The sequence below is a fragment of the Mycobacterium sp. UM_CSW genome, assembly GCF_000455205.1.
Classification (GTDB): Bacteria; Actinomycetota; Actinomycetes; order Mycobacteriales; family Mycobacteriaceae; genus Mycobacterium.
The window spans coordinates 73,784-96,265 of record NZ_AUWQ01000066.1 but is presented as its reverse complement, the minus strand read 5'-3'; the positions used below and the strand labels follow the sequence as shown (position 1 = coordinate 96,265).

Below are 22,482 nucleotides of genomic sequence, written 5' to 3'. Positions count from 1 at the left end.
GCCGAGCCCGCCGCCGAGCCGGCTGCCGAGCCCGCCGCCGAAGCCCCCGCCGAGCCGGCCGCTGAAGCCGCGCCTGCCGACGCACCGACCGAAGGCTGACCGCGGTGAGCACCGTCGTCGTTGACGCTGTCGAGCACCTGGTCCGCGGGATCGTCGACAATCCCGACGACGTCCGGGTGGACATGGTCACCAGTCGGCGTGGGCGCACCGTGGAGGTGCACGTTCACCCCGACGACCTGGGCAAGGTGATCGGTCGCGGCGGACGCACCGCGACCGCGTTGCGCACGCTGGTCGCCGGTATCGGCGGCCGCGGCATCCGCGTCGACGTGGTGGACACCGACCAGTAGCGGAGCGCTCCCTTGGAGTTAACGGTCGGGCGCGTGGTCAAGGCGCACGGCATCGGCGGCGAGGTGGTGGTGGAAGTCCGCACGGACGATCCCGCGGCACGGTTCGCTCCGGGTAATACGTTGCGCGCCAAGAACTCCCGTAGCGGCGAGGAGCGCAGCGTCGTCGTCGACCAGGCCCGCGAGCACGGTGGACGGCTGCTGGTGCGATTGGCCGGCGTGCACGACCGCGACGCTGCCGACGCGCTGCGGGGCAGCCTGTTCGTCGTGGACTCCGACGAGCTGCCGCCGATCGACGAGCCGGACACCTACTACGACCACCAGCTCGAAGGCCTTGTCGTCCGGACCATTTCGGGGCTGGAGGTCGGCGTCGTCGCCGAGGTGTTGCACACCGCGGCGGGTGAGCTGCTGGCGGTGCGCCGGGATTCCGGCGAGCTCCTGGTGCCGTTCGTCAGCGCAATCGTCACGTCGGTCTCGTTGGACGACAGGCTGATTGAGATCGATCCGCCCGAGGGCCTGCTGGAACTGTAGGGAGCAGGTGCGCCCCAATGCGAATAGATGTCATCACGATCTTCCCGGCCTATCTGGATCCGCTGCGACAGTCGTTGCCAGGCAAGGCGATTGCGTCCGGGCTGGTCGACCTGCACGTGCACGACCTGCGCCGGTGGACCTACGACGTCCACCACTCGGTGGACGACGCGCCGTACGGCGGCGGCCCCGGGATGGTGATGAAGGCCCCGGTCTGGGGCGAGGCGCTGGACGAGACTTGTTCGGGTGAAACGCTTTTGGTGGTTCCGACCCCGGCGGGCGCATTGTTCACGCAGGCGACCGCCCAGCGCTGGAGCACCGAGAAGCACCTGGTGTTCGCGTGCGGACGTTACGAGGGCATCGACCAGCGGGTCATCGACGACGCCGCGCGGCGGATGCGGGTCGAGGAGGTCTCGATCGGGGACTACGTGCTGCCGGGCGGGGAATCGGCGGCCGTGGTGATGATCGAAGCGGTGCTCAGGCTGCTCACCGGGGTGCTGGGCAATCCCGCGTCGCTGCAGGATGATTCGCACTCGCCCGCCCTGGACCGGCTGCTCGAAGGGCCCAGCTATACCAGGCCGCCGAGCTGGCGCGGGCTGGACGTCCCCGAGGTCCTGCTGTCCGGCGATCATGCGCGGATCGCGGCGTGGCGCCGCGAGGTTTCCCTGCGGCGCACCCGCGAGCGCCGCCCGGACCTATTGGGCTAGTGGCTTGGCGAGCAGACGCAGAATCGCACTCGCGGAGCCGGATTCGTGCGATTCTGCGTCTGCTCGCGCCGTGAACGGGCCGCCGCTAGATGCGGCCGTTGGGAAATATCGTCTTGACGGCCTGGGTGATCGTCTGCCGCGCCGTGGCGTCGTCGGACGGCTGCAGCGACTGGACCACCATCACGTAGCGGTGGTCGGCGCCGATCACCCCGGTCGATAGGTGCACCCAGTCGGCGCCGATGCAGCACATCCAGCCCTGCTTGACCGCCACCGGCTCGGCGAACAGGCCGTCGGGGATGCCGAACCGCTGCGGGTAGCCGTCGGCGCCGGTCGGGGTGGACCGGGCCAGATCGTTGACGATGACGCTGGCCCGCGACTTCGGCAGCCCGCCCGTGCCGTCGAGCAGCGCGTCGTAGTAGTGAATCAGGTCGGTCAGCGAGCTCATCGTGTTCCACCAACGCCCGTCGCTCGGCGGGGTGGTGGACGACAGGCCGTATCGGCTCGCGACCTGGGTGATGATGTTGTCGCCGCCGCCCTGGCCCCAGAACTTCTCGGCGGCGCCGTCGTCGGACGACTGCAACATGACGTCCAGCGCCTGGCGGTCCCCGGGGGACAGGGCGGCCCTGCCCTGGGACTCCGCCAGCAACAGGTCGTCGGCGATGAAGAGCTTGGCCACCGACGCGGTGCCGATGATCTGGCTGTTGCCGTTGGACACCAGCTCATGCGTCTTGCGATCCAGGACGGCGACCGACAGCGTGGCCCCGGCGCCGGCGGCCTCGTCGATGGCCTGCTGGATCCGCGCGGGCAGGCCGCCGAACACCGTGCCGGACAGCGCCTGCGGCGGCCCGTGCATCGGCACGGTGTCCAGCAGCAGCTGAACCGTCTCGGGCTGCACCTGGGACTGCCGAACCGGCTCGCTGTGCGCGGGTCCGGCGGACGGCTTTCCCAGGCTTTGCGGCTCAACCAACGCCTCGTCGCACCCGGCCAGCACCAGCGTCACCGCCGCCACGGCGGCGAGCACGGCGAGCGGGCGGGTACGCATGTGTCGGTCTCCTTGGCGTCCTGGGACGTTAAACCTGCACGTGGCCGGGCCATTTCGGCCCGAGTCATGTGTACCATTCACCAGCGCCTTTGGCGCGTTTTGAACCGCATGGTTTACCTGTGATTTTCAATGCACGCGGGCCGTCTGGCACAATTGTTCAGTTGTCTCGAACCCACTAGCGCGCCGGGCGCTTCCCGGCGGCTGCGAGATGCGCACTAAAAGCCCGAAAACCATCGGCTTGATGACCGCCCCACGCCCGCGTGTGGGCAGCCGTCGCAGGCCGCGACCGCAAGGAAGAGTGTTCGTAGGATGAACCGGCTGGACTTCGTCGACCAGACGTCGCTGCGCGACGACATCCCGGCCTTTAGCCCGGGCGACACCATCAACGTGCACGTCAAGGTCATCGAGGGCGCCAAGGAGCGTATCCAGGTGTTCAAGGGCGTGGTGATCCGCCGACAGGGCGGAGGCATCCGCGAGACGTTCACCGTGCGCAAGGAGAGCTACGGCGTAGGCGTCGAGCGGACCTTCCCGGTGCATTCGCCGAACATCGACCACATCGAGGTGGTGACCCGTGGCGACGTCCGCCGCGCCAAGCTGTACTACCTGCGCGAACTCCGCGGCAAGAAGGCCAAGATCAAGGAAAAGCGCTGACCGGGCCCGGTTCGGAGCAGGTCTGCGGCCACGAACCGTGCTGGCTACGCTGATCTCGTGACCGATACCCCGGACTCACCCGAGCGCCAGTCCGACGCTGGTCAGCCAGAGCCGAAGGTCTCCACCGCCGACCCCGACACGCCCTCCGAAGCCTCGGAACCCGAAGCGGCCGAGTCGGGGCGCAAGAAGAAGTCCACGCTGCGCGAGCTCGCGCTGCTCGCGGTGATCGCCGTGGTCCTCTACTACGTCATGCTGACGTTCATCGCCCGCCCCTACCTGATTCCGTCGGAATCCATGGAGCCCACGCTGCACGGGTGCACGGGCTGCGTCGGCGACCGGATCATGGTCGACAAGCTGAGTTACCGGTTCGGCCAGCCGCGGCCCGGCGACGTGATCGTCTTCAAGGGGCCGCCGTCGTGGAACGCCGGCTACAAGTCGATCCGCTCGAACAACACCGCGCTGCGCTGGGCGCAGAACGCGCTGTCGTTCATCGGCTTCGTGCCGCCCGACGAGAATGACCTGGTCAAGCGGGTGATCGCGGTGGGCGGGCAGACCGTGCAGTGCCGGGCCGAGACGGGGTTGACCGTCGACGGCAAGCCGCTCAAGGAGCCGTATCTGGATCCGACCACGATGATGGCCGACCCGTCGAAGTACCCGTGCCTGGGCAGCGAGTTCGGGCCCGTCGCCGTCCCGCCGGGGCGGCTGTGGGTGATGGGGGACAACCGGACTCACTCGGCGGATTCCCGCGCCCACTGCACCAGCGTCCCGATCGAAGCCCTCAAGGGCATCCTGTGCACCGGTGACCCGAATTCGGGAACCGTGCCGGTAGCCAACGTCATCGGCAAGGCCCAATTCATCGTGTGGCCGCCGTCGCGGTGGGGTGGCGTCGGGTCGGTGAACCCCCAGCAGAGTCAGTAGCCATGGCCACCACGTGGCCGCCGCGGACCGTCATCCGCAAGTCGTCCGGATTGCGCACGCTGGAGTCCGCGTTGTATCGCAGCGGCCTCGGCCCAGTCGCCGGGGTGGACGAGGTGGGCCGCGGCGCCTGCGCCGGCCCGCTGGTGGTGGCGGCCTGCGTGCTCGGCCCGAGCCGGCTGGAAAGCCTTGCGGCCCTGGATGATTCGAAGAAGCTCACCGAGAAGGCCCGGGAGAAGCTGTTCCCCTTGATCCGGCGGTATGCGCTGGCGTATCACGTGGTCTTCATCCCGTCGGAGGAGGTCGACCGGCGCGGCGTCCACGTGGCCAACATCGAGGGCATGCGCCGCGCGGTGGCCGGCCTGCCGGTGCGCCCGGGCTACGTGCTGAGCGACGGATTTCGTGTGCCCGGCCTGCCGATGCCGTCGCTGCCGGTGGTCGGCGGGGACGCCGTGGCGGCGTGCATCGCCGCGGCCAGCGTGCTGGCCAAAGTCAGCCGCGACCGGCTGATGGTCGCGATGGACGCCGACCACCCCGGCTATGGCTTCGCCGACCACAAGGGCTACAGCACGCCGGCGCATTCGACGGCGCTCACCGAGCTCGGCCCCTGCGCCCAGCACCGCTATTCGTTCATCAACGTCCGGCGGGTGGCTTCGGGGCCCGGCGGATCCGGTGGGCGCGTGGTGGCGGAGTGCAAACCGGACCCTCCGGGCGAGCCTGGCGAATACCGGTGAGGAAAGATGGGACCAGGTTCCCACGTCAGGGAGAAGGACGTTTGAGCAGATGAGTGCAGAAGATCTCGAAAAGTACGAAACCGAGATGGAGCTCTCGCTGTACCGCGAATACAAGGACATCGTCGGCCAGTTCAGCTACGTCGTGGAAACCGAGCGGCGTTTCTACCTGGCCAACAGCGTGGAGATGACGCCGCGCAACGCCGACGGCGAGGTCTACTTCGAGCTGCGATTGTCCGACGCGTGGGTGTGGGACATGTACCGACCGGCCCGCTTCGTCAAGCAGGTCCGCGTGGTCACCTTCAAGGACGTCAACATCGAAGAGGTCGAGAAGCCCGAGTTGCGGCTGCCGGAGTAGCCCCGGCTAACTCGTTTCGCCGCTGACCGGCAATTGGCCGCGGTTTTCGATGACGGCGTGCGCCACCTCGGCCAGCTTGATATTCAGCGCCTGAGAATGCCGGCGCAGCAGGTCGAACGCCTGGTCTTCGGTCATGTCGTGCAGCAGCATCAACATGCCGACCGCCTTGCCGGTCTCGCGGTTGCTCATCAGCCCCCGGCGTAGGCTCGCGGCGTCTTCGCCCTTGGCGACCGCGTTGATGGCCACGCTGGCGAACGACGCCAGCACCGCCGCCCGGCCCGCGGATTCGGCGTCGAACACGTTGGGAGTGTCGCTGAACAGGTTGAGCGCGGCCCCCTTGCGCTTGTCGACCAGGAGCCGAAAGCCCATGGCCCCGCGCACCGGTGTCTCCTCGACGAGGACGGCGGCCAGCTTGGGCCACAGCGACGGCGTGGTCAGGTCGGGCTCGATCTGGGGAGTCTCCTCCTCGATCGCGTCGATGCACGGGCCGTCGCCAGAACGCCGTTCCATCTCGTCGATGTGCTGCGCGATCTGGTCGCTGGCGCCGACCGTGATGTAGCGGTCGCCGTCGCGCACCAGCAGGCTGGCGTGGTCACAGCCGCGCACGGTCAGGGTCGCGGCGATGCAGATGGCCGCGTACATCTGCTTGGCGTCCGAGCCTTGGTAGATGATCTCGGCCAGGGCGGCGAAGACGGTCGCCGGGTCGGCCTTCTCCCCGCCCGGTGTCGAATTCGAGTCGTCTGCCACGCTTTGCCCCGTTCCCGCTCGTGATCTTTTCGTCGAGAGTATCGGCATGCGACTTTTGCGAGCGCGGTTTGGTCGACGGTTCCGAAGGGAAGCTCACCCGGGTGGGACTGACAGTGGCAGTGACCGGGCCAACCGGGGAGATCGGCGTCTCGGCCGTGACGGCGCTCGAGCGCGAGCCCGCGGTGGAGAAGATCATCGGGATGGCGCGCCGCCCGTTCGACCCGGTGTCGTGCGGCTGGCAGAAAACCATCTACCAGCAGGGCGACATCACCGACCGGGAGGCCGTCGATGCCCTGGTGGCCGAGGCGGACGTGGTGGTCCACCTGGCGTTCATCATCATGGGCTCGCGCGACGAGAGCCAACGCGTCAACCTGGAAGGCACCCGCAACGTGTTCGAGGCGACGGTTGCCGCCCAGCGACCGCGGCGCCTGGTCTACACCTCGTCGGTGGCGGCCTACGGCTACCACTCGGACAACCCCGTCCCGCTGACCGAGGACGTGCCGACGCGCGGGACCGCCGAGCATTACTACTCCGCGCAGAAGGCCGAGTGCGAGGCGCTGCTCGCCGACATCACCAAGGGCTCGTCGCTGGAGGTGTTCGTGCTGCGCCCCTGCATCGTCGCGGGGCCCCGCGCGACGGCTTTGGCCGACGCGATGCCCTGGAACCAGCTGCCCGCGCCGGTGCGCGCCGTCAGCAAGGTGGCGCCGATCCTGAAGCCGGTCGTGCCGGATCCGGGGATTCCGCTGCAACTGGTGCACCACGACGACGTCGCGGAGGCGATCGCGCTGGCCGCGACGGCCCCGGCGCCGCCGGGGGCGTACAACATCGCGGGTGACGGCGTGGTGACGGTGTCGGAGGTGGCCAAGGCGCTCGGTGGCCGGCCTGTGCGGGTTCCCGGGATTGCCGCCTCGGCGGCGTCGGCGGCGATTTCCAAGGTGCCGTTCGTCCCGTCGATGCTGGAATGGCTGCACTCCGCGCGGACGTCGGTGGTGATGGACACCGACAAGGCCCGAACCCTGCTCGGGTGGCGGCCGGTCCACTCGTCGGCGGAAACGCTGGCGGCGCTGGCCGAGGCGGTGTGAGGGGCGCCAGGGTAGTTTTGAGCGCGTGGGCCAGGTAACGGCGCGCCGACGCGCGCGGCATCTCACCGCCGACCGCGCCGTCACCCGACCCGAGACCCTGGCCGTCGAGGAGCCGCTGGAGATTCGCGTCAACGGCGCGCCGGTCACAGTGACGATGCGCACGCCCGGCTCGGATTTCGAACTGGCGCAAGGCTTTCTGCTCACCGAGGGGGTCATCGGCGGCCGCGAGGACGTCCGGACCATCCGCTACTGCGACGGGCGCACCGAACCGAACACCTACAACGTCCTGGACGTGACGCTGGCTCCGGGGGTGGCGCCGCCGGACCTCGATGTCACCCGCAACTTCTACACCACCTCGTCGTGCGGGGTGTGCGGCAAGGCGTCGCTGGACGCGGTGCGGTTGATCGGCCGGTTCTCGCCCGGCACGGATCCCGCGACCGTCACCGCGGCGACGCTCAAGGCGATGCCGGGCCAATTGCGCTCCGCGCAAAAGGTTTTCGACAGCACCGGTGGGCTGCACGCGGCGGCGTTGTTCCCGGCCGACGGCACACCGCTGGTGGTGCGCGAGGACATCGGCCGGCACAACGCGGTCGACAAGGTCGTGGGCTGGGCGCTGGAACACGGGCGGGTTCCGCTGCAGGGCTGCGTGCTGCTGGTCAGCGGCCGGGCTTCGTTCGAGTTGACGCAAAAGGCCGTGCTGGCGGGCATTCCCGTGCTGGCCGCGGTGTCGGCGCCGTCGTCGCTGGCGGTGTCGCTGGCCGAGGAGTCCGGCATCACGCTGGTGGCGTTCCTGCGGGAGGACTCGATGAACGTCTACACGCGGGCGGACCGGATCGGGTAGGGCCATGTCGCGGTTCAAGACGGAAATGGCGACCTGCCCCGCCTGCCGGCGCGAGGCCGAAGCCACGGTCGAGTACACCTACGACAGTGACGGCAAGGTCACCGGCAGGCGGGTGCGCGAGGTGCACTGCCGGTCCGCCGACTGCCCGGGCAACGACGTGCCCCCGCACTGGGGGTAGCGGCGGTACGCCGCTGTGGATGGACGCCTGACTGGGGATAGCCCGCCGCTGCACTGAGCTCCAAGGCCGCCACCGGGCCCGTGCGTGTCAGCGCCGCCGGGAACGGTGGCTCCCATGACGACCGAACAGACAATGACCCGCGTGCAGCTGGGCGCGATGGGCGAGGCGCTCGCCGTGGACTATCTGACCCGGATGGGCCTGCGGATCCTGGGCCGCAACTGGCGCTGCCGCTACGGCGAGCTGGACGTGATCGCCGCCGACGACGCCACCCGCACCGCGGTGTTCGTCGAGGTGAAGACCCGCAGCGGGGACGGCTACGGCGGGCTCGCCTACGCGGTGACCCCGCGGAAGGTCTGGCGGCTGCGCCGGCTGGCCGGGCTCTGGCTAACCGCCCAGGACGAGCGCTGGGCGGCGCTGCGCATCGACATGATCGGCGTGCGGGTCGGGCGCCAGCGCACCCCGGAGATCACCCACCTGCAGGGAATCGGCTGATGGCGCTGGGACGGGCGTTCTCGGTCGCGGTGCGCGGATTGGACGGCGCCACAGTGGAAATCGAGGCCTTCATCACCTCCGGCCTGCCGGGCGTGTACCTGGTGGGCCTGCCCGACGCCGCCCTGCAGGAGTCGCGCGACCGGGTCCGCGCGGCGGTCACCAACTGCGGCGACGACTGGCCACAGGCCCGGCTCACCCTCGCACTGTCGCCGGCGACGCTGCCCAAGATGGGATCGGTCTACGACCTCGCGCTGGCGGCCGCGGTGCTTTCCGCGCAGCGTAAGCACCCGTGGGAGCGGCTGGAGAAGACGGTGCTGCTGGGTGAGCTGTCGCTGGACGGCCGGGTGCGGCCGGTGCGCGGGGTGCTGCCCGCCGTGCTGGCCGCCAAACGCGACGGCTGGCCGGGCGTCGTCGTCCCGGTGGACAATCTGGCCGAGGCAAGCCTGATCGACGGGATCGACGTCTGGGGTGTGCGCACGCTGCGGCAACTGAAAGGCTGGCTCGGCGGCTCTGGCGGCCTGGACGGCAGGATCAGCGCGGGCGCCACGGACCCGGAGCCGACGGCGGATCTGGCCGACGTCGTCGGACAGGCGCAGGCGCGGTTCGCGGTGGAGGTCGCGGCCGCGGGGGCGCACCACCTCATGTTGACCGGTCCGCCGGGAGTGGGCAAAACGATGCTGGCGCAACGCCTTCCGGGCCTGCTTCCGTCGCTTTCCGACGGCGAGGCGCTGGAGGTCACCGCGATTCACTCCGTGGCCGGGCTGCTGTCGACGGATACGCCGTTGATCACCCGGCCGCCATTCGTGGCGCCGCACCACAGCTCCAGCGTCGCGGCGCTCGTCGGTGGGGGATCGGGGATGGCCCGCCCCGGCGCCGTCAGCCGCGCGCATCGCGGCGTTTTATTCCTCGACGAATGCGCCGAGATCAGCGTCAGCGCGCTCGAAGCGCTGCGAACGCCGTTGGAGGACGGCGAGATTCGCCTCGCCCGCCGCGACGGGGTGGCCTGCTACCCCGCCCGCTTCCAGCTGGTGCTGGCCGCCAACCCGTGTCCGTGCGCCCCGGCCGATCCGCAGGACTGCGTCTGCGCCGCCGCGGCCAAACGCCGCTACCTGGGCAAGCTGTCCGGGCCGCTGATGGACCGCGTCGACCTGCGGGTGCAGATGAATCCCGTGCGCGCCGGGGCGATCTCGGTCACCGATGGCGAATCGACCGCACAGGTTCGCCGGCGCGTTGCGGCGGCGCGTGACGCGGCCGCCGAGCGTTGGCGGCCACACGGATTCCGCACCAACGCCGAAGTCAGCGGGACCCTGTTGCGCCGAAAGTTCCGTCCCAGCAACGCCGCGATGGAACCGCTGCGCAAGGCGCTGGACCGTGGGCTGCTCAGCATCCGCGGCCTGGACCGCACACTGCGGGTCGCCTGGAGCCTGGCCGACCTGGCCGGCCGGCCCATGCCGGGCGTCGAGGAAGTCGCCACCGCACTCAGTTTCCGGCAACCGGGGGTGCGGCGATGACCGATCACGTGTCGCGGGCGTGGGCCTACCTGTCCCGGGTGGCCGAACCACCCTGCGCGCCGCTCGCCGAGCTGGTGCGACGCGTGGGCCCGGTGGAGGCCGCGGACCGGGTCCGGCGCGGGTCGGTCGACGCCGACCTGGCCCGCCACACCGAGGCCCGGCGCGAAATGGACCGGGCCGCAGCCGATCTCGAGCTCATCGCGGCGCGCGGCGGCCGGCTGATCACACCCGACTGCGATGAGTGGCCGGTGCTCGCCTTCGCCGCCTTCGGCAACGCCGAGGTCAGGGCCCGCGGCGGCCCGCCGATGGTGTTGTGGGCGATCGGGCCGGCCCGCCTCGACGAGGTGGCCGAACGCGCGGCGGCCGTGGTCGGAACAAGGGCGTCGACGGTGTACGGCGAGCAGGTGACCGCGGACTTGGCCGCCGGGTTGGTCGAACGCGACGTCGCCGTGGTCTCCGGCGGCGCCTACGGCATCGACGGCGCGGCGCACCGCGCGGCGCTGAACTGCGACGGGATCACCGTCGCCGCGCTCGCGGGCGGGCTCGACATCCCCTATCCCGCAGGCAATTCCGGGCTGCTGCATCGCGTCGGTTCGAGCGGGCTGTTGTTCACCGAATACCCGCCGGGTGTCCGCCCGGCCCGGCACCGTTTCCTAACCCGCAACCGGCTGGTCGCCGCCGTCGCCGGGGCGGTGGTGGTGGTCGAAGCGGGCCTGCGCAGCGGCGCGGCCAACACCGCGGCCTGGGCGCGGGCGCTGGGCCGGGTGGTGGGCGCGGTGCCCGGGCCGGTGACCTCGTCGGCGTCGGCGGGTTGTCACGTGCTGCTGCGCAACGGCGCGCAGCTCGTCACCCGCGCAGACGACGTCGTCGAGCTCGTCGGCCACATCGGTGAGCTGGCGCCCGAAGAGCCGCACCCCACCACGGCGCTCGACGGTCTGAGCGACGCCGAGCGGCAGGTGTACGAGGCGTTGCCCGGTCGCGGCGCCGCCACGGTCGACGAGATCGCCGTCGCGTCGGCGCTGGCGCCCGAGCAGGTGCTCGGGCCGCTGGCGATGCTCGAGATGGCCGGCTTGGCGCGCCGCGACGACGGGCGCTGGCGAATCGTCCGCGCCGGTCGACGATGAGTCGGGTCAGGCCGAAATCGGCTCGCCGATCAGCCATTCCAGCGCATGGGCGGTGGACCGCGCCCCTTGGGCGGCCTTGGAGCGGTTCGGCTCGCCGAGCACGGCCAGCACCCGTTCCCCGGCGCGGACGATGTCGGCGAACGCCCTCGGGGTCAGCCAGCTGGGTTGCAGCGCGTACAGCAGGTCCTCGGTGGGGGTGTTGCCGCTCGCCCCCGGGGCGAAAGGGCACCCGCCGAGACCACCGAGCGCCCCGTCGACCATCGTGGCGCCGGCCTGGATGGCGGCGAGGCTGTTGGCGACCCCCATGCCCCAGGTGTCGTGCCCGTGGAAGACGATCTCGTGGTCGGGCGCGACGGCGCGGACCCGGCCGACCAAGCGGCGCACCTGATTCGGCGTGGCGTGGCCCAGCGTGTCGCACAGCACGACGCTCGAGATGGCCGCCGCCCGGTCGTCGGTGATCAGGTCGAGGACGCGCCGTGGGTCGATGGCGCCGCTGTAGGGGCAGGTGAAGGCGGTTGCCAAGGTCAATTCCAACTGACCGCCCGCGATCGTGACGTGGTCGATCACATCCGGTAGGGCGGCCATGCTGTCGGCGGTGGTGCGCCCGACGTTGGCCATGTTGTGCTGATCGCTGACCGATAGGCAGTACTGGAAGTTGCGGGCCCCGGCCTCGATCGCTCGAAGGATGCCCCGCGGCGTAGCCGCCCAGACCCAGCAGCGTTGCAGCTCTTCGGGATTCAGCGCCGCGATGACGTCCAGCGTGTTGGCCATCGGCGGCACCAAGTCGGGTCGCGCCATCGCACCAATTTCCACCGCGTCCACGCCCACGTTCAACAGCAGGCGCGCCAACTCGACCTTGCGGGCGGTCTCGAGCGGCTTGCCGGTGAGCTGCAAGCCGTCGCGCAGGGTCACGTCGCGCAGGTGTACCGAGGTCGTCATCCGATGAGCTCCTTGACCTCTCGATCCGCGGAGAGGGCGCCGAGTATCTCCTCGGTGTGGGCGCCGAGCTCGGGTCCCAGGCTCGCGATCGCGCGCGCGGCGTCGCCGATGCGCGGAACGATGCCGGGGAACGCCACATCCGGCAGGATCTCGGTGCCGGTCGAGACCGGGAGGCGCTGGATCATGCCGCGCGCCAGGAACTGCTCGTCGGACTTGATCTCCGCGGCGGTGTTAATGGGGCCCGCGGGAACCGACGCGGCCGCGAGCGCGGCGAGCACCTCGCCGGCGGGCAGCGTCGCGGTCCACGCGCCGATCGCCTCGTCGAGCTCGTCGCGGGCCTGCCAGCGTTGGGTGTTGTTGGCCAGTCGCGGATCGTAGGCCAGGTCCGGTCGGCCGATCACGCCCATGAACCGGCGGTAGATCGCGTCCCCGTTGCCGGCGATCACGACCCAGCGGCCGTCGCCGCACCGGTAGGCGTTCGACGGGGCGATGCCCTCCATGCGGCCCCCGGTCCGGGTTCGGGTGACTTGGTAGGCGTCGTACTCCGGGAGCAACGACTCCATCACCGAGAAGATCGACTCGGTGAGCGCGACGTCCACGGTGCGGTCGGGCAGCGACGTGGATCGCCCTGCCGCGCGGTCCTTCTGGCGCTGATGCAGGGCCAGGAGTGCGCCGACCGCGGCGTAGATACCGGCGATCGAATCGCCGATGGACACGCCCACCCGAGCCGGCGGACGATCCGGCTCGCCGGTCAGCCCGCGTAGGCCGGCCATCGCCTCGGCGACGGCGGCGAAGCCCGGTTCGTGGGCCCGCGGTCCGGTCTGTCCGTAGGCCGAGACCCGCACGATGATCAGGTCCGGGTTCGCCGCGCTCAGCTCGGCTGGGCCGATGCCCCACCGTTCCAGCGTGCCCGGGCGGAAGTTCTCCATCACGATGTCGCAGGAGCGGGCCAGTTCGCGCACCGCCGCCTGCCCCGGCTCGGTCTTTAGGTCCAGCACGACGGACTTCTTGTTGCGGTTGATCGTGTGAAAAAGCATCGATGTGGTGCCCGAGTAGAGGCGCCACGTGCGCAATTCGTCACCGGTTCCGGGCTTTTCGACCTTGATGACCTCGGCGCCGAAATCGGCCAACAGCCGCGAACCCGTCGGGGCGGCGATGTAATTGCCCAGCTCAAGGACGCGCACGCCGTCGAGCGGTCCGCCGTTGAACCTGTCCATCGAATCTCCTCTCGTACCCACATCGTGCATCAGAACCCACAATATGGCAAAGAGGTCTTCACAGGTGTGACGAGAGCCGCTACAGTCACGACATGTCGTGAAACTCACATTGCAAGTTACGGATTACGAAGTAGGCCGAAGCGCGACTACGGGAGCAGGAATGACAACATCACCAACCATGCCGGCCAGCACGACCTCCGCGGGCCAGCAACTGGATCAAATGCCGGTGGGGACCGTGCACCGCAAGGCGATCGTCGTCGTCGGACTCGGCCTGTTCTTCGAGATGTACGAGATCTTCCTGGCCAGCACCATGAGCACCGCGCTTCGCCACGACTTCGGTCTCCGCGGCACCGAACTCAACCTGGTACTGGCGTCGGCCTTCGTCGGAATGTTTTTCGGCGCAGCGTTTTTCGGGCGATTGGCGGACCGGATCGGCCGGCGCAAGGCGTTCCTGCTGGGCCTGACCTGGTTCTCGGTGTTCTCACTCCTGGGCGCGTTCGCGCCCTCTCCGGCCCTGCTGGTGGGCGCCCGTTTCCTGGCCGGCGTGGGGGTGGGCGCCGAATACCCCGTGGCCGACTCCTACCTCGCCGACGTGCTGCCCAAGGAACGCCGGGGCCGACTGGCGTCCTACGCCTACACCTGCTCGTTCCTCGCCGTACCGTTCGCCGGCTTCCTCGCGATGTGGTTGACCCAACATTCGCCGCTCGGCATCGCGGGCTGGCGCTGGCTTCTGGCCATCGGTGGCCTGGGCGCCGTGATCGTCTTCGTCCTGAACCGTTGGCTACCCGAGTCGCCGCGCTGGCTCGCTGACGTCGGCCGGATCGACGAGGCGCAGCGGGAGCTGGACAAGTTCGCGGCCGGGTCGAAAGTGCCCGCGCAGCCGATCAATACCGGGCTCGCGGTGGCCGAGCCTGACCGAACCCGGCCCGCGCTGGGCCGCCTGCGGCGTGCGCCCTACAACCGCCGATTGGCAATGCTGATCGTGTTCCACTTATTTCAGACGTTCGGTTACTACGGCTTCGGCACGCTTGCGGCGCTGGTCCTGGTCAGTCGCGGCTACGACGTCACCTCGTCGATGTTCTTCAGCGCGCTGTCGTTCCTCGGGTACCCGATCGGGTCCGCGCTTTCGATCCCGTTGATGGCGCGATTCGAACGCAAGTTCCTGCTCGTCGGCGCGACGGTGGCGATCGCCGCGTTCGGCCTGATGTTCGCGACGCAATCGTCGGTGCCGTTGATCGTGGTGTTCGGGTTTCTCACCACCGCGACGGGCAACGTCTTCTCGAACGTGTATCACGTCTACCAGGCCGAGATATTTCCAACGGCCGTGCGCGCCACGGCAGTTGGGTGGACCTATTCCTTGTCGCGGCTTTCCAGCGGCGCCTCGCCGTTCATCCTGATCCCCGTCCTCGACACCTATGGCGCGGCAGCGATGTTCACCGTGGTGGCGATGGCGCTCGTCGTCGTCGTAGTCGCGGTCCTCACGCTGGGGCCGCGCACGTCGCGGCGCAGCCTCGAGGAGATCAACCCGGCCTGATAGCGGACACGGTCAAAACGGCTGAGGAGTAAAGGTGTTCGATTTCGGGGCGCTTCCGCCGGAGATCAATTCGGGCCGGATGTATGCGGGGCCGGGTTCGGGGCCGATGATGGCCGCGGCGGCGGCCTGGCACGGCCTGGCGGCCGAGTTGAGCGCGAGCGCGTCCGGCTACGCGTCGGTGACTGCCGAGTTGACCACCTCGCAGTGGCTCGGCGCGGCATCGCAGTTGATGGTGGCCGGTGTCGCTCCGTTCGTCGCTTGGTTGAGCGCCGCCGCCGCATTGGCCGACGAGGCGGGCACGCAGGCCAGCGCCACCGCGGCCGCTTATGAGGCCGCTTTCGCGATGACGGTTCCCCCGACCGTGATCGCCGCAAACCGCGCGTTGCTGGCGTTGCTTGTCGCGACGAACTTCTTCGGCCAGAACACTCCGGCGATCGCGGCAACCGAGGTCCAATATGCCGAAATGTGGGCCCAAGACGCCGTCGCGATGTACACCTATGCAGATTCCGCGGCGACGGCTTCGCAATTGGCCCCGTTCACCGAGCCGACCCAGACCACCGATCAAGCCGGACTGGCTCAACAGCAAGCCGCGGTCGCTCAGGCCGTGGCCGCGGCGACGGGGACAGGCGGACCGTCGGCGACGCAGGCAGCGATCAACAACCTGGTCAATACCGCGGCCGCCCAGATAAAAGGACTGCTGTTCAGTCCCCTGGACGTGATCTATTGGCCGATGATCTATGTGGGTTCCCTGATCTTCTCGCATATGGGCGCGCTCTGGCCTGAGCATGCCGCCGGCGCGGCGGCCGCGGGCCTATCCGCGCCGCCCGCCCTCACGGCGCCCGCCAACCTCGGCAGTGGGCTGTTCTCGGCAAACTTGGCTTCGTCAACCAAGATCGGTTCGCTTTCGGTTCCACCGAGCTGGGCCGAGTCGGCACCGAATGCAGCACAGGAGCCCCTCGTCCGGGGGATCGGCAACGAGGGTGCCGGCGGGCCGCCGGACGGACCGGAGGCACTGCTTCGCCAACTACCGCCGGCTCGCGGCCGACGTGACCGCGGCGGCTGGCCGCCCCGCGAATACGGATTTCGCCCGCGCTTTACTACTCGTCCACCATCGGCCGGATAACGCCATGGTGCGGCAGACCGTCGAGATTGATTGAACTGGAAGGTTATTGGGGAAGGAGATCGTATGTCCTTTGTTACTGCGCAACCAGAGGCGTTGGCGGCGGCGGCTGGTGCATTGCGGGCCATCGGCTCTGCGCTTGCGGCTCAGAACGTGGCGGCGGCGGCGCCGACGACGGGGGTGATGCCCGCGGCCACGGACCAAGTGTCGATACTCACCGCGGCGCAGTTTGCGGCCCATGCACAGCTGTATCAGCAGGTGAGTGCACAAGCCATGGCTATTCACGAGATGTTCGTCAACGCATTGGATTTCAGCTCGGGATCGTATGCGGCCACTGAGGCGGCCAATGCGATCGCGGCGGGTTAAGGGGTCGTGATGCTCGACTTTGGGGCGTTACCACCGGAGATCAACTCGGGGCTGTTGTATGCGGGTCCGGGCTCAACATCGATGATGGGGGCGGCTTCTGGGTGGAATGCCCTTGCCGCTGAGCTGAATTCGGCTGCCATAGCCTACGACAGGGTGGTGAACACGTTGTCCGGCGAGGAGTGGTTAGGGCCTGCCTCGGCATCGATGGCGCAGGCCGTCACCCCTTATGTGGAATGGATGAGAACCACTGCCGCTGCGGCCGAGCATGCGGCCAGTCAAGCCATGTCCGCTGTGACGGCGTTCGAAACGGCGCTTGCCACGATCGTGCCGCCGCCCGTGATCGCGGCCAACCGTGTCAGTCTGGCCCAGCTGCTGTCCACCAACGTGCTGGGCCAAAACACCGCGGCGATAGCGGCTTTGGAGGCCCAGTACGGGGAAATGTGGGCAACCGACTCGGCCACGATGTACAACTATGCGGGCCGATCGGCGAGCGTCTCGGCGGTCAAACCGTTTGCCTCGGCACCCCACACGACCAACCCCGCCGGTATGGCCCAGCAGGCCGCCTCTGTCACCGCGGCGACTGGTACGTCGGCGGGCACGGCGCAAAACACGTTGCGCAATGCCATGAGCACGATCACCTCGACGCTGGGAAAGCTGTCCACCGGTATGCAGGCCGCCGAATCGGCGGCCCCTCCCGCGGATCCGGTAAAAGCCGCGCTCTCCTCGGGTTTGGTGGGATACCTGGGTGACATCTTCACCTTCTACGCGCCGTTTTCCACCACGTTCTACAACACCGAGGGCCTGCCCTTCTTCTCCGCCGGCATCGCCAACACCTTTATGACGATCGCGAAAACCGCGGGCTCGTTTGGCGGTGCTGCGAGCGCGGCCGCCCCGGCGGCGGCACCACCGGCGGTCATCGTCCCGCCACTCGGGTTGGGGTTGGCCCATGGCGGTGCTTCGGTTACCGGAGCGTTGGGCAACGCGGCCTCCGTCGGTCGGTTGTCGGTCCCGCCGGTCTGGGGCACGCTGGCGGAGCCACACCACGGGACGATCATGCCGGTCAGCAATATCAGGGAAGCCCCGGACGCACGGGCGGGGAACGTCTTCGGCGGCATGCCGCTGGCCGGGGCCGGGACAGGTGACGGAGGCGCCGGCAGGGGACCCCGATACGGCATGCGCCTTACCGTCATGCCCCGCCCACCGGCCGCCGGGTAGCGGCCTCGCGCCGCCTCAGTAGGGGAGACGGCCGCCGAGCGTCCGCGTCACCTGATCGGCTGCCCCGACCACGTTTTCGGCCCACAGCTCCGCGCGCTCATGGGGCAGACGGAAACTGGGGCCACTGATCATCAGGGCGCCGGCCACCCGGCCGCGCGAGTCGAACACCGGCGCCGCCACACCCGTCGCACCCTCGTCGCGTTCCCCGGAGGTTACGGCGAAGCCCATGCGCCTGGTCTCTTCCACCTTGGCGCGCAACAACTCTGGATCGGTGATCGTCTCATCGGTAAACGGGGAAAGGCCCGAAGCGAGCACCTCCTCCAGCGCCTCGTCGTCCCAGGCCATCAACACGCGACCGGCCGATCCGACGTACAGGGGCACGACCTTGCCGACGTGCATCTCGCGTCGGATCGCATGGCGCGTCTCCGCAATGGCGACACACACCCGGAACGGGCCCTCCCGGCGGAAGAAGCAGGCCGTCTCCCCGCTGGCGTCGCGCAGCGATTCCAGCGCCGGCGACACCGCGTCCAGAATGTCCATGCCGCTGGCGACGGGAGCCGCCCAGTAGGCGACCCGGGCCCCGATCCGATAGCGGTCGCCCACCCGGTCGAGGAACTCCTCGGATACCAGGTTGGCCACGAGCCGCTGCACTGTCGACGTCGGATAGCCGGTCCGCGCACGGATCTCGCCCAGGGTCAGCTCCGGCTCGGACAACGTGAACGCGTCCATGATGCCGCGGATCTTCACCAAGACCAGCAGCGGCTTGATGCCCGGCGACAACGGCCGCGACGACGGCGCCAACGGCGGGATTGGCAAGCCCTCGGCCTCAGTCATTCCCTCATTGTCCCGGTATCGGATTCGCGGCACGGCCTAACCGGCAAACTGCGCACTTGGGGTCCGTATAGTCGACGGGGGGTCGGGTCCGAAACAGGAGGATAAGTGGCAGGTCGACCTCTGCAAAGCTTCGAAGTAACCCGCACCGAGCAGCTCACCCGGCACATGGTTCGGGTCGTGCTGGGCAGCAGTCACTTCGACACCTTCGCCCCGAGCAAATTCACCGATTCGTATGTCAAGTTGGCCTTTGTCCCCGACGACGTCGATATGGCGGCGCTGCCGCAGCCGTTGACCCTGGACAGCTTCGCCGACCTGCCCCCGGAGAAGAAGCCGTCGGTGCGGACGATGACGGTGCGCGACGTCGACGTCGCCGCCGGCGAACTCACGGTCGACATCGTCGTGCACGGCGAGCATGGGATCGCGGGCGCCTGGGCCGCCTCGGCCCAACCCGGTCAGCCGATCTATCTGATGGGCCCGGGGGGCGCCTACACCCCCGACCCCGCCGCCGATTGGCACCTGCTGGCCGGCGACGAGTCGGCCCTTCCTGCCATCGCCACGGCGCTGGAAGCGTTGCCCCCCAACGCCGTTGGCAAGGCGTTCATCGAGGTCGCCGGCCAGGAAGACGAGATCCCGCTGAGGGCACCGGAAAACGTCGAGGTGAGCTGGGTCTACCGCGGCGGGCGCGCCGATCTGGTGCCCGAGGATCGCGCGGGTGATTTCGCGCCGCTGATCGAGGCGGTCACCACCGCGCAGTGGCTGCCCGGGCAGGTGCACGTGTTCATCCACGGCGAGGCGCAAACCGTCATGCACAACCTGCGGCCCTACATCCGCAAGGAGCGCGGCGTGGACGCGAAGTGGGCGTCGTCGATCTCGGGTTACTGGCGGCGCGGCCGCACCGAGGAGACGTTCCGGCAGTGGAAGAAGGAACTGGCCCAGGCCGAGGCCGGGTCCTAGCGCCATGGCTCATTTCGGGGACTACCAGAACGAGATCTACCTGCAGGGCCTGGCCGGGGTGGTGCCGCCGTTCCCGATGGTGTTCTCCGAGTTGGAGGCGAAGGCCGCCGCCGCGCTGCCGCCGTCGGTCTGGTCCTACGTCGCCGGCGGGGCCGGTGACGAGCGCACGCAGCGGGCCAACTGCACCGCCTTTGAAGGCTGGGGCCTCATCCCGCGCATGTTCGTCGGCGCCGCCCAGCGCGACCTGTCCGTCGAGCTGTTCGGCCTGACCCTGCCGTCGCCGGTCTTCATGGCGCCCATCGGGGTCATCGGCATCTGCGCGCAGGACGGCCACGGCGACCTGGCCACCGCGCGCGCGGCCGCGGCCACCGGCGTGCCGATGGTGGCGTCGACGTTGACGGTCGACCCGATGGAAGACGTCGCCGCCGCATTCGGCGACACGCCCGGCTTCTTCCAGCTCTACACACCGACCGACCGGGAGGTGGCGGCCAGCCTGGTGCACCGCGCCGAGGCGGCCGGTTTCAAGGGCATCGTCGTCACCCTCGACACCTGGGTCACGGGGTGGCGCCCGCGCGACCTGAGCACGTCGAACTTTCCCCAGCTGCGCGGGCACTGCCTGGCCAACTACACCAGCGACCCGGTGTTCCGCGCGGGCCTGCCGCGGCCGCCGGAGGAGGACCCGCAGGGCGCGGTGCTGCGCTGGATACAGCTGTTCGGAAACGCGCTGACGTGGGACGACCTGCCCTGGCTGCGCTCGCTGACCGACCTGCCGCTGCTGGTGAAGGGGATCTGCCATCCCGACGACGCCCGGCGCGCCCGGGACGGCGGCGTCGACGGCATCTACTGCTCCAACCACGGTGGCCGACAGGCCAACGGCGGCCTGCCCGCGATCGACTGCCTGCCCGGGGTGGTCGAGGCGGCCGGCGGGCTGCCCGTGCTGTTCGACTCGGGCATCCGCAGCGGCGCCGACGTCATCAAGGCCCTCGCGCTGGGGGCCACCGCGGTCGGCATCGGCCGCCCGTACGCCTACGGCCTGGCTTTGGGCGGCGTCAACGGCATCGTGCACGTGCTGCGCACCATGCTCGCCGAGGCCGACCTGATCATGGCCGTCGACGGCTATCCCACGCTGAAAGATCTCACCCCGGAAACGCTCCGGCGCGCCACCTGAGCCCAGCCCCCGGCGCCTGCGACGGTAAGGGCGTGGAGGCGATCCTCGACGAGTTCGACGAGTACCTGAAGCTGCAATGCAACCGCTCGGTGCACACCCGCCGGGCGTACCTGGGCGACCTGCGCTCGCTGTTCGCGTTCCTCGACGGGCCTCAAAACGGGGAGGGCGTCGACAGTCTGAGCCTGCCCGTCCTGCGGGCCTGGCTGGCCTCGGCCGCCGGTGCCGGCGCTGCCCGCACCACGCTGGCCCGCCGCACCTCGGCGGTCAAGGCGTTCACCGCCTGGGCGGTCCGCCGCGGCCTGCTCACCGCGGACCCCGCGGTCCGGCTGCAGGTGCCCAAGGCGCACCGCACCCTGCCGTCGGTGCTGCGCCAGGACCAGGCCCTGCGGGCCATGACGGCCGCGAAATCCGGTGCCCAGCAAGGGGATCCGCTGGCCCTGCGGGACCGCCTGATCGTCGAGTTGCTGTACGCCACCGGCATTCGGGTGAGCGAGCTGTGCGGCCTGGACGTCGACGACGTGGACACCCGGCATCGGCTGGTGCGGGTGCTCGGCAAGGGCAACAAGCAGCGCAGCGCGCCGTTCGGCGCGCCGGCCGCCGAGGCGCTGGACGCGTGGCTGGCCGACGGGCGACCCGCGCTGGTGACCGCCGAGTCGGGGCCGGCGCTGCTGCTGGGCGCGCGCGGCCGGCGGCTCGACGTACGGCAGGCGCGCACCGTCGTGCACCAGACCGTCGCCGCGGTCGACGGCGCGCCCGACATGGGACCCCACGGCCTGCGCCACAGCGCGGCCACCCACCTGCTCGAGGGCGGGGCCGACCTGCGCGTCGTCCAGGAATTGCTCGGCCACTCCAGCCTGGCGACGACCCAGCTCTACACCCATGTCGCGGTCTCGCGATTGCGGGCGGTGCACGACCAGGCCCATCCGCGGGCGTGAGGCTCGTCACATGCGTCCCACCAGTCTCTAGAGCTGGCGGCACCCGACGTGTCCGCCTCACAGCGACACCCTCGCTCCTCGGGCGGTTCAACCCGAGTCGCTGTGAGGCGGACACAAAGTGTGCCGCCTTCCGGCGGAGACTGAAGTTGCCAGTGAGATAATTGTTACCTAGGCGATTTTGAGTGTGAATCGACGGCGTCGCGTGTGAACCTCGGGCGACGACACGCCGAGGCGGGCCGCCCTGATCGCACACGCAAAGCCGTGGGTGCACACGCAAAACCCCCGTCTCAGCCCTCGAGCGGCTTCAGCCGGATCGGTGTGGACTGCAGCAGCCCGAGCGGGTCGACATAGTCGGCGCCCGATGCCGGACCCCACATCGCGCCCCAGTGCAGGCACGCCGCTGCCGGGCAGCCGGCGTGCCCGGCCACCAGCGAGCCGATCACGGTCTCGGCCGTCACCGCTTGGCCCACCCGCACGGCCGCCCGGACCGGCTCGTAGCTGGTGCGCAGGCCGCCGGGATGGGCCAGCGACACCACCGGCCGGCCGGCCAGCACCCCGGCGAACACCACGGTCGCCGCGCCGGCGGCGTACACCGGCTGGCCGGGTGAGCCGGGCAGGTCGATACCGCGGTGACCGGGATTCCAGTTGGGTGACGGCGCGTCGAATCCGCGGGCCACCGCCGGGGGCGGCCGCAGCGGCCAGTCCAGCCGCACATCGTCGGCGACTGCGGGCACCGCGCTGACCAGCCCGAGCATCAGCACCAGCGCCACCCACCGCACCGCATCAGTTGAGCGCCCCGCCGCCGATCCGGCCAGCCAGCGCTGTGGACAAAAGCACCTGGCTGAACCGTGTAAACTCCTTTCCGCGGTCCGTGTAAACGGGCTGACTTCGCGTGTCTGCGCGACAACCGGATGTCGAGCGGTCCCGAGTAAGGGTTCGACATCTCAGC

The 22,482-nt window shown here is 69.6% G+C and carries 24 protein-coding genes and 2 pseudogenes; 20 read left to right on the top strand and 6 right to left on the bottom strand.

The genetic code is table 11. From position 1 onward, the window contains the following. Positions 1-104: 104 nt before the first annotated feature. Genes N415_RS21855 through trmD form a run of 3 tightly spaced genes read left to right on the top strand, consistent with a single transcriptional unit; the run spans position 105 to position 1,579 of the window. The gene (locus N415_RS21855) at positions 105-347 is read left to right on the top strand and encodes an RNA-binding protein (RefSeq protein ID WP_003878715.1); all 243 of its coding nucleotides are present in this window, start codon (positions 105-107) and stop codon (positions 345-347) included. A 12-nt stretch (positions 348-359) separates the two neighbouring features. Further along, entirely contained in the window at positions 360-875 is a 516-nt protein-coding gene (rimM, locus tag N415_RS21850) for a ribosome maturation factor RimM (RefSeq protein ID WP_068186640.1), read from the top strand. Positions 876-892: 17 nt separating this feature from the next. Beyond that, positions 893-1,579, top strand: a complete 687-nt coding sequence (gene trmD / locus N415_RS21845) for a tRNA (guanosine(37)-N1)-methyltransferase TrmD (protein WP_068113525.1) — start codon at positions 893-895, stop codon at positions 1,577-1,579. A gap of 85 nt (positions 1,580-1,664) precedes the next feature. Here trmD and N415_RS21840 read toward each other — a convergent pair whose 3' ends face one another. Further along, positions 1,665-2,621 carry a hypothetical protein gene (locus N415_RS21840; protein WP_068186638.1) on the bottom strand — a complete coding sequence of 319 codons (957 nt, stop codon included), beginning with the start codon at positions 2,619-2,621 and terminating at the stop codon, positions 1,665-1,667. A gap of 309 nt (positions 2,622-2,930) precedes the next feature. Here N415_RS21840 and rplS point away from each other — a divergent pair, with 309 nt between their 5' ends. The 4 genes and pseudogenes from rplS to N415_RS21820 all read left to right on the top strand — a co-directional run bounded on the left by rplS (position 2,931) and on the right by N415_RS21820 (position 5,276). Beyond that, on the top strand, positions 2,931-3,272 hold the full coding sequence (rplS, locus tag N415_RS21835) for a 50S ribosomal protein L19 (protein ID WP_066930268.1): 342 nt from the start codon (positions 2,931-2,933) through the stop codon (positions 3,270-3,272). Between the two features lie 57 nt (positions 3,273-3,329). Beyond that, the gene (gene lepB / locus N415_RS21830) at positions 3,330-4,190 is read left to right on the top strand and encodes a signal peptidase I (protein WP_068186635.1); all 861 of its coding nucleotides are present in this window, start codon (positions 3,330-3,332) and stop codon (positions 4,188-4,190) included. 2 nt (positions 4,191-4,192) lie between these two features. Beyond that, a pseudogene (locus N415_RS21825) lies at positions 4,193-4,937 on the top strand (ribonuclease HII); the annotation flags it as partial. A 33-nt stretch (positions 4,938-4,970) separates the two neighbouring features. Continuing rightward, positions 4,971-5,276 carry a DUF2469 domain-containing protein gene (locus tag N415_RS21820; protein WP_003875077.1) on the top strand — a complete coding sequence of 102 codons (306 nt, stop codon included), beginning with the start codon at positions 4,971-4,973 and terminating at the stop codon, positions 5,274-5,276. Positions 5,277-5,282: 6 nt separating this feature from the next. Here N415_RS21820 and N415_RS21815 read toward each other — a convergent pair whose 3' ends face one another. Next, the gene (locus tag N415_RS21815) at positions 5,283-6,023 is read right to left on the bottom strand and encodes a GAF and ANTAR domain-containing protein (protein ID WP_068186631.1); all 741 of its coding nucleotides are present in this window, start codon (positions 6,021-6,023) and stop codon (positions 5,283-5,285) included. Between the two features lie 101 nt (positions 6,024-6,124). On the opposite strand from N415_RS21815, the gene N415_RS21810 reads away from it, so the two are divergent. The 6 genes from N415_RS21810 to dprA all read left to right on the top strand — a co-directional run bounded on the left by N415_RS21810 (position 6,125) and on the right by dprA (position 11,251). After that, entirely contained in the window at positions 6,125-7,105 is a 981-nt protein-coding gene (locus tag N415_RS21810) for an NAD-dependent epimerase/dehydratase family protein (protein ID WP_068186660.1), read from the top strand. Between the two features lie 25 nt (positions 7,106-7,130). Beyond that, entirely contained in the window at positions 7,131-7,946 is an 816-nt protein-coding gene (fdhD, locus tag N415_RS21805) for a formate dehydrogenase accessory sulfurtransferase FdhD (RefSeq protein WP_068186629.1), read from the top strand. A 4-nt stretch (positions 7,947-7,950) separates the two neighbouring features. Beyond that, complete coding sequence (locus N415_RS21800) at positions 7,951-8,124, top strand: 5'-phosphate oxidase (RefSeq protein WP_068186627.1); 174 nt, start codon at positions 7,951-7,953, stop codon at positions 8,122-8,124. A 114-nt stretch (positions 8,125-8,238) separates the two neighbouring features. After that, complete coding sequence (locus tag N415_RS21795; RefSeq protein ID WP_068186625.1) at positions 8,239-8,616, top strand: YraN family protein; 378 nt, start codon at positions 8,239-8,241, stop codon at positions 8,614-8,616. Beyond that, positions 8,616-10,127, top strand: coding sequence for a YifB family Mg chelatase-like AAA ATPase (locus N415_RS21790; protein ID WP_068186623.1), 1,512 nt, complete (start codon positions 8,616-8,618; stop codon positions 10,125-10,127). Before N415_RS21795 ends, N415_RS21790 begins: the two co-directional genes overlap by 1 nt. Next, positions 10,124-11,251 (top strand): DNA-processing protein DprA, encoded by a 1,128-nt coding sequence (gene dprA, locus N415_RS21785; RefSeq protein ID WP_068186621.1) that lies wholly within the window; start codon positions 10,124-10,126, stop codon positions 11,249-11,251. The genes N415_RS21790 and dprA overlap by 4 nt, the downstream gene beginning before the upstream one ends. A gap of 6 nt (positions 11,252-11,257) precedes the next feature. Here the strand turns inward: dprA and N415_RS21780 are convergent, their stop codons facing one another. Further along, a complete protein-coding gene (locus tag N415_RS21780; protein ID WP_068186619.1) occupies positions 11,258-12,190 on the bottom strand; it encodes a hydroxymethylglutaryl-CoA lyase in 933 nt (310 codons plus the stop codon). Beyond that, positions 12,187-13,407: a CoA transferase gene (locus N415_RS21775; RefSeq protein ID WP_068186617.1), complete on the bottom strand. Its 1,221-nt coding sequence runs from the start codon at positions 13,405-13,407 to the stop codon at positions 12,187-12,189. Before N415_RS21775 ends, N415_RS21780 begins: the two co-directional genes overlap by 4 nt. A gap of 160 nt (positions 13,408-13,567) precedes the next feature. Here N415_RS21775 and N415_RS21770 point away from each other — a divergent pair, with 160 nt between their 5' ends. From N415_RS21770 to N415_RS21755, 4 genes are all read left to right on the top strand, one after another. Beyond that, entirely contained in the window at positions 13,568-14,941 is a 1,374-nt protein-coding gene (locus N415_RS21770; protein ID WP_193376491.1) for an MFS transporter, read from the top strand. A gap of 34 nt (positions 14,942-14,975) precedes the next feature. After that, positions 14,976-16,064 (top strand): PPE family protein, encoded by a 1,089-nt coding sequence (locus tag N415_RS21765; protein ID WP_068186615.1) that lies wholly within the window; start codon positions 14,976-14,978, stop codon positions 16,062-16,064. Between the two features lie 63 nt (positions 16,065-16,127). Then, on the top strand, positions 16,128-16,427 hold the full coding sequence (locus N415_RS21760) for a PE family protein (protein ID WP_068186613.1): 300 nt from the start codon (positions 16,128-16,130) through the stop codon (positions 16,425-16,427). A 9-nt stretch (positions 16,428-16,436) separates the two neighbouring features. Continuing rightward, entirely contained in the window at positions 16,437-17,642 is a 1,206-nt protein-coding gene (locus N415_RS21755) for a PPE family protein (RefSeq protein ID WP_068186657.1), read from the top strand. Positions 17,643-17,657: 15 nt separating this feature from the next. Here N415_RS21755 and N415_RS21750 read toward each other — a convergent pair whose 3' ends face one another. Beyond that, positions 17,658-18,476, bottom strand: a complete 819-nt coding sequence (locus tag N415_RS21750) for an IclR family transcriptional regulator (protein WP_068186611.1) — start codon at positions 18,474-18,476, stop codon at positions 17,658-17,660. A 105-nt stretch (positions 18,477-18,581) separates the two neighbouring features. Between N415_RS21750 and N415_RS21745 the strand changes: the two genes are divergently transcribed. From N415_RS21745 to N415_RS21735, 3 genes are read left to right on the top strand one after another with little or no spacing between them, the layout of a single operon-like run. Next, a complete protein-coding gene (locus N415_RS21745) occupies positions 18,582-19,430 on the top strand; it encodes a siderophore-interacting protein (protein ID WP_068186609.1) in 849 nt (282 codons plus the stop codon). A gap of 4 nt (positions 19,431-19,434) precedes the next feature. Next, on the top strand, positions 19,435-20,598 hold the full coding sequence (locus tag N415_RS21740) for an alpha-hydroxy-acid oxidizing protein (RefSeq protein WP_068186608.1): 1,164 nt from the start codon (positions 19,435-19,437) through the stop codon (positions 20,596-20,598). Positions 20,599-20,630: 32 nt separating this feature from the next. Then, complete coding sequence (locus N415_RS21735) at positions 20,631-21,533, top strand: tyrosine recombinase XerC (RefSeq protein ID WP_068186606.1); 903 nt, start codon at positions 20,631-20,633, stop codon at positions 21,531-21,533. A gap of 296 nt (positions 21,534-21,829) precedes the next feature. Here the strand turns inward: N415_RS21735 and N415_RS21730 are convergent. Then, positions 21,830-22,348 (bottom strand): annotated as a pseudogene (locus N415_RS21730) (M23 family metallopeptidase); the annotation flags it as partial. Between the last annotated feature and the right edge of the window lie 134 nt (positions 22,349-22,482).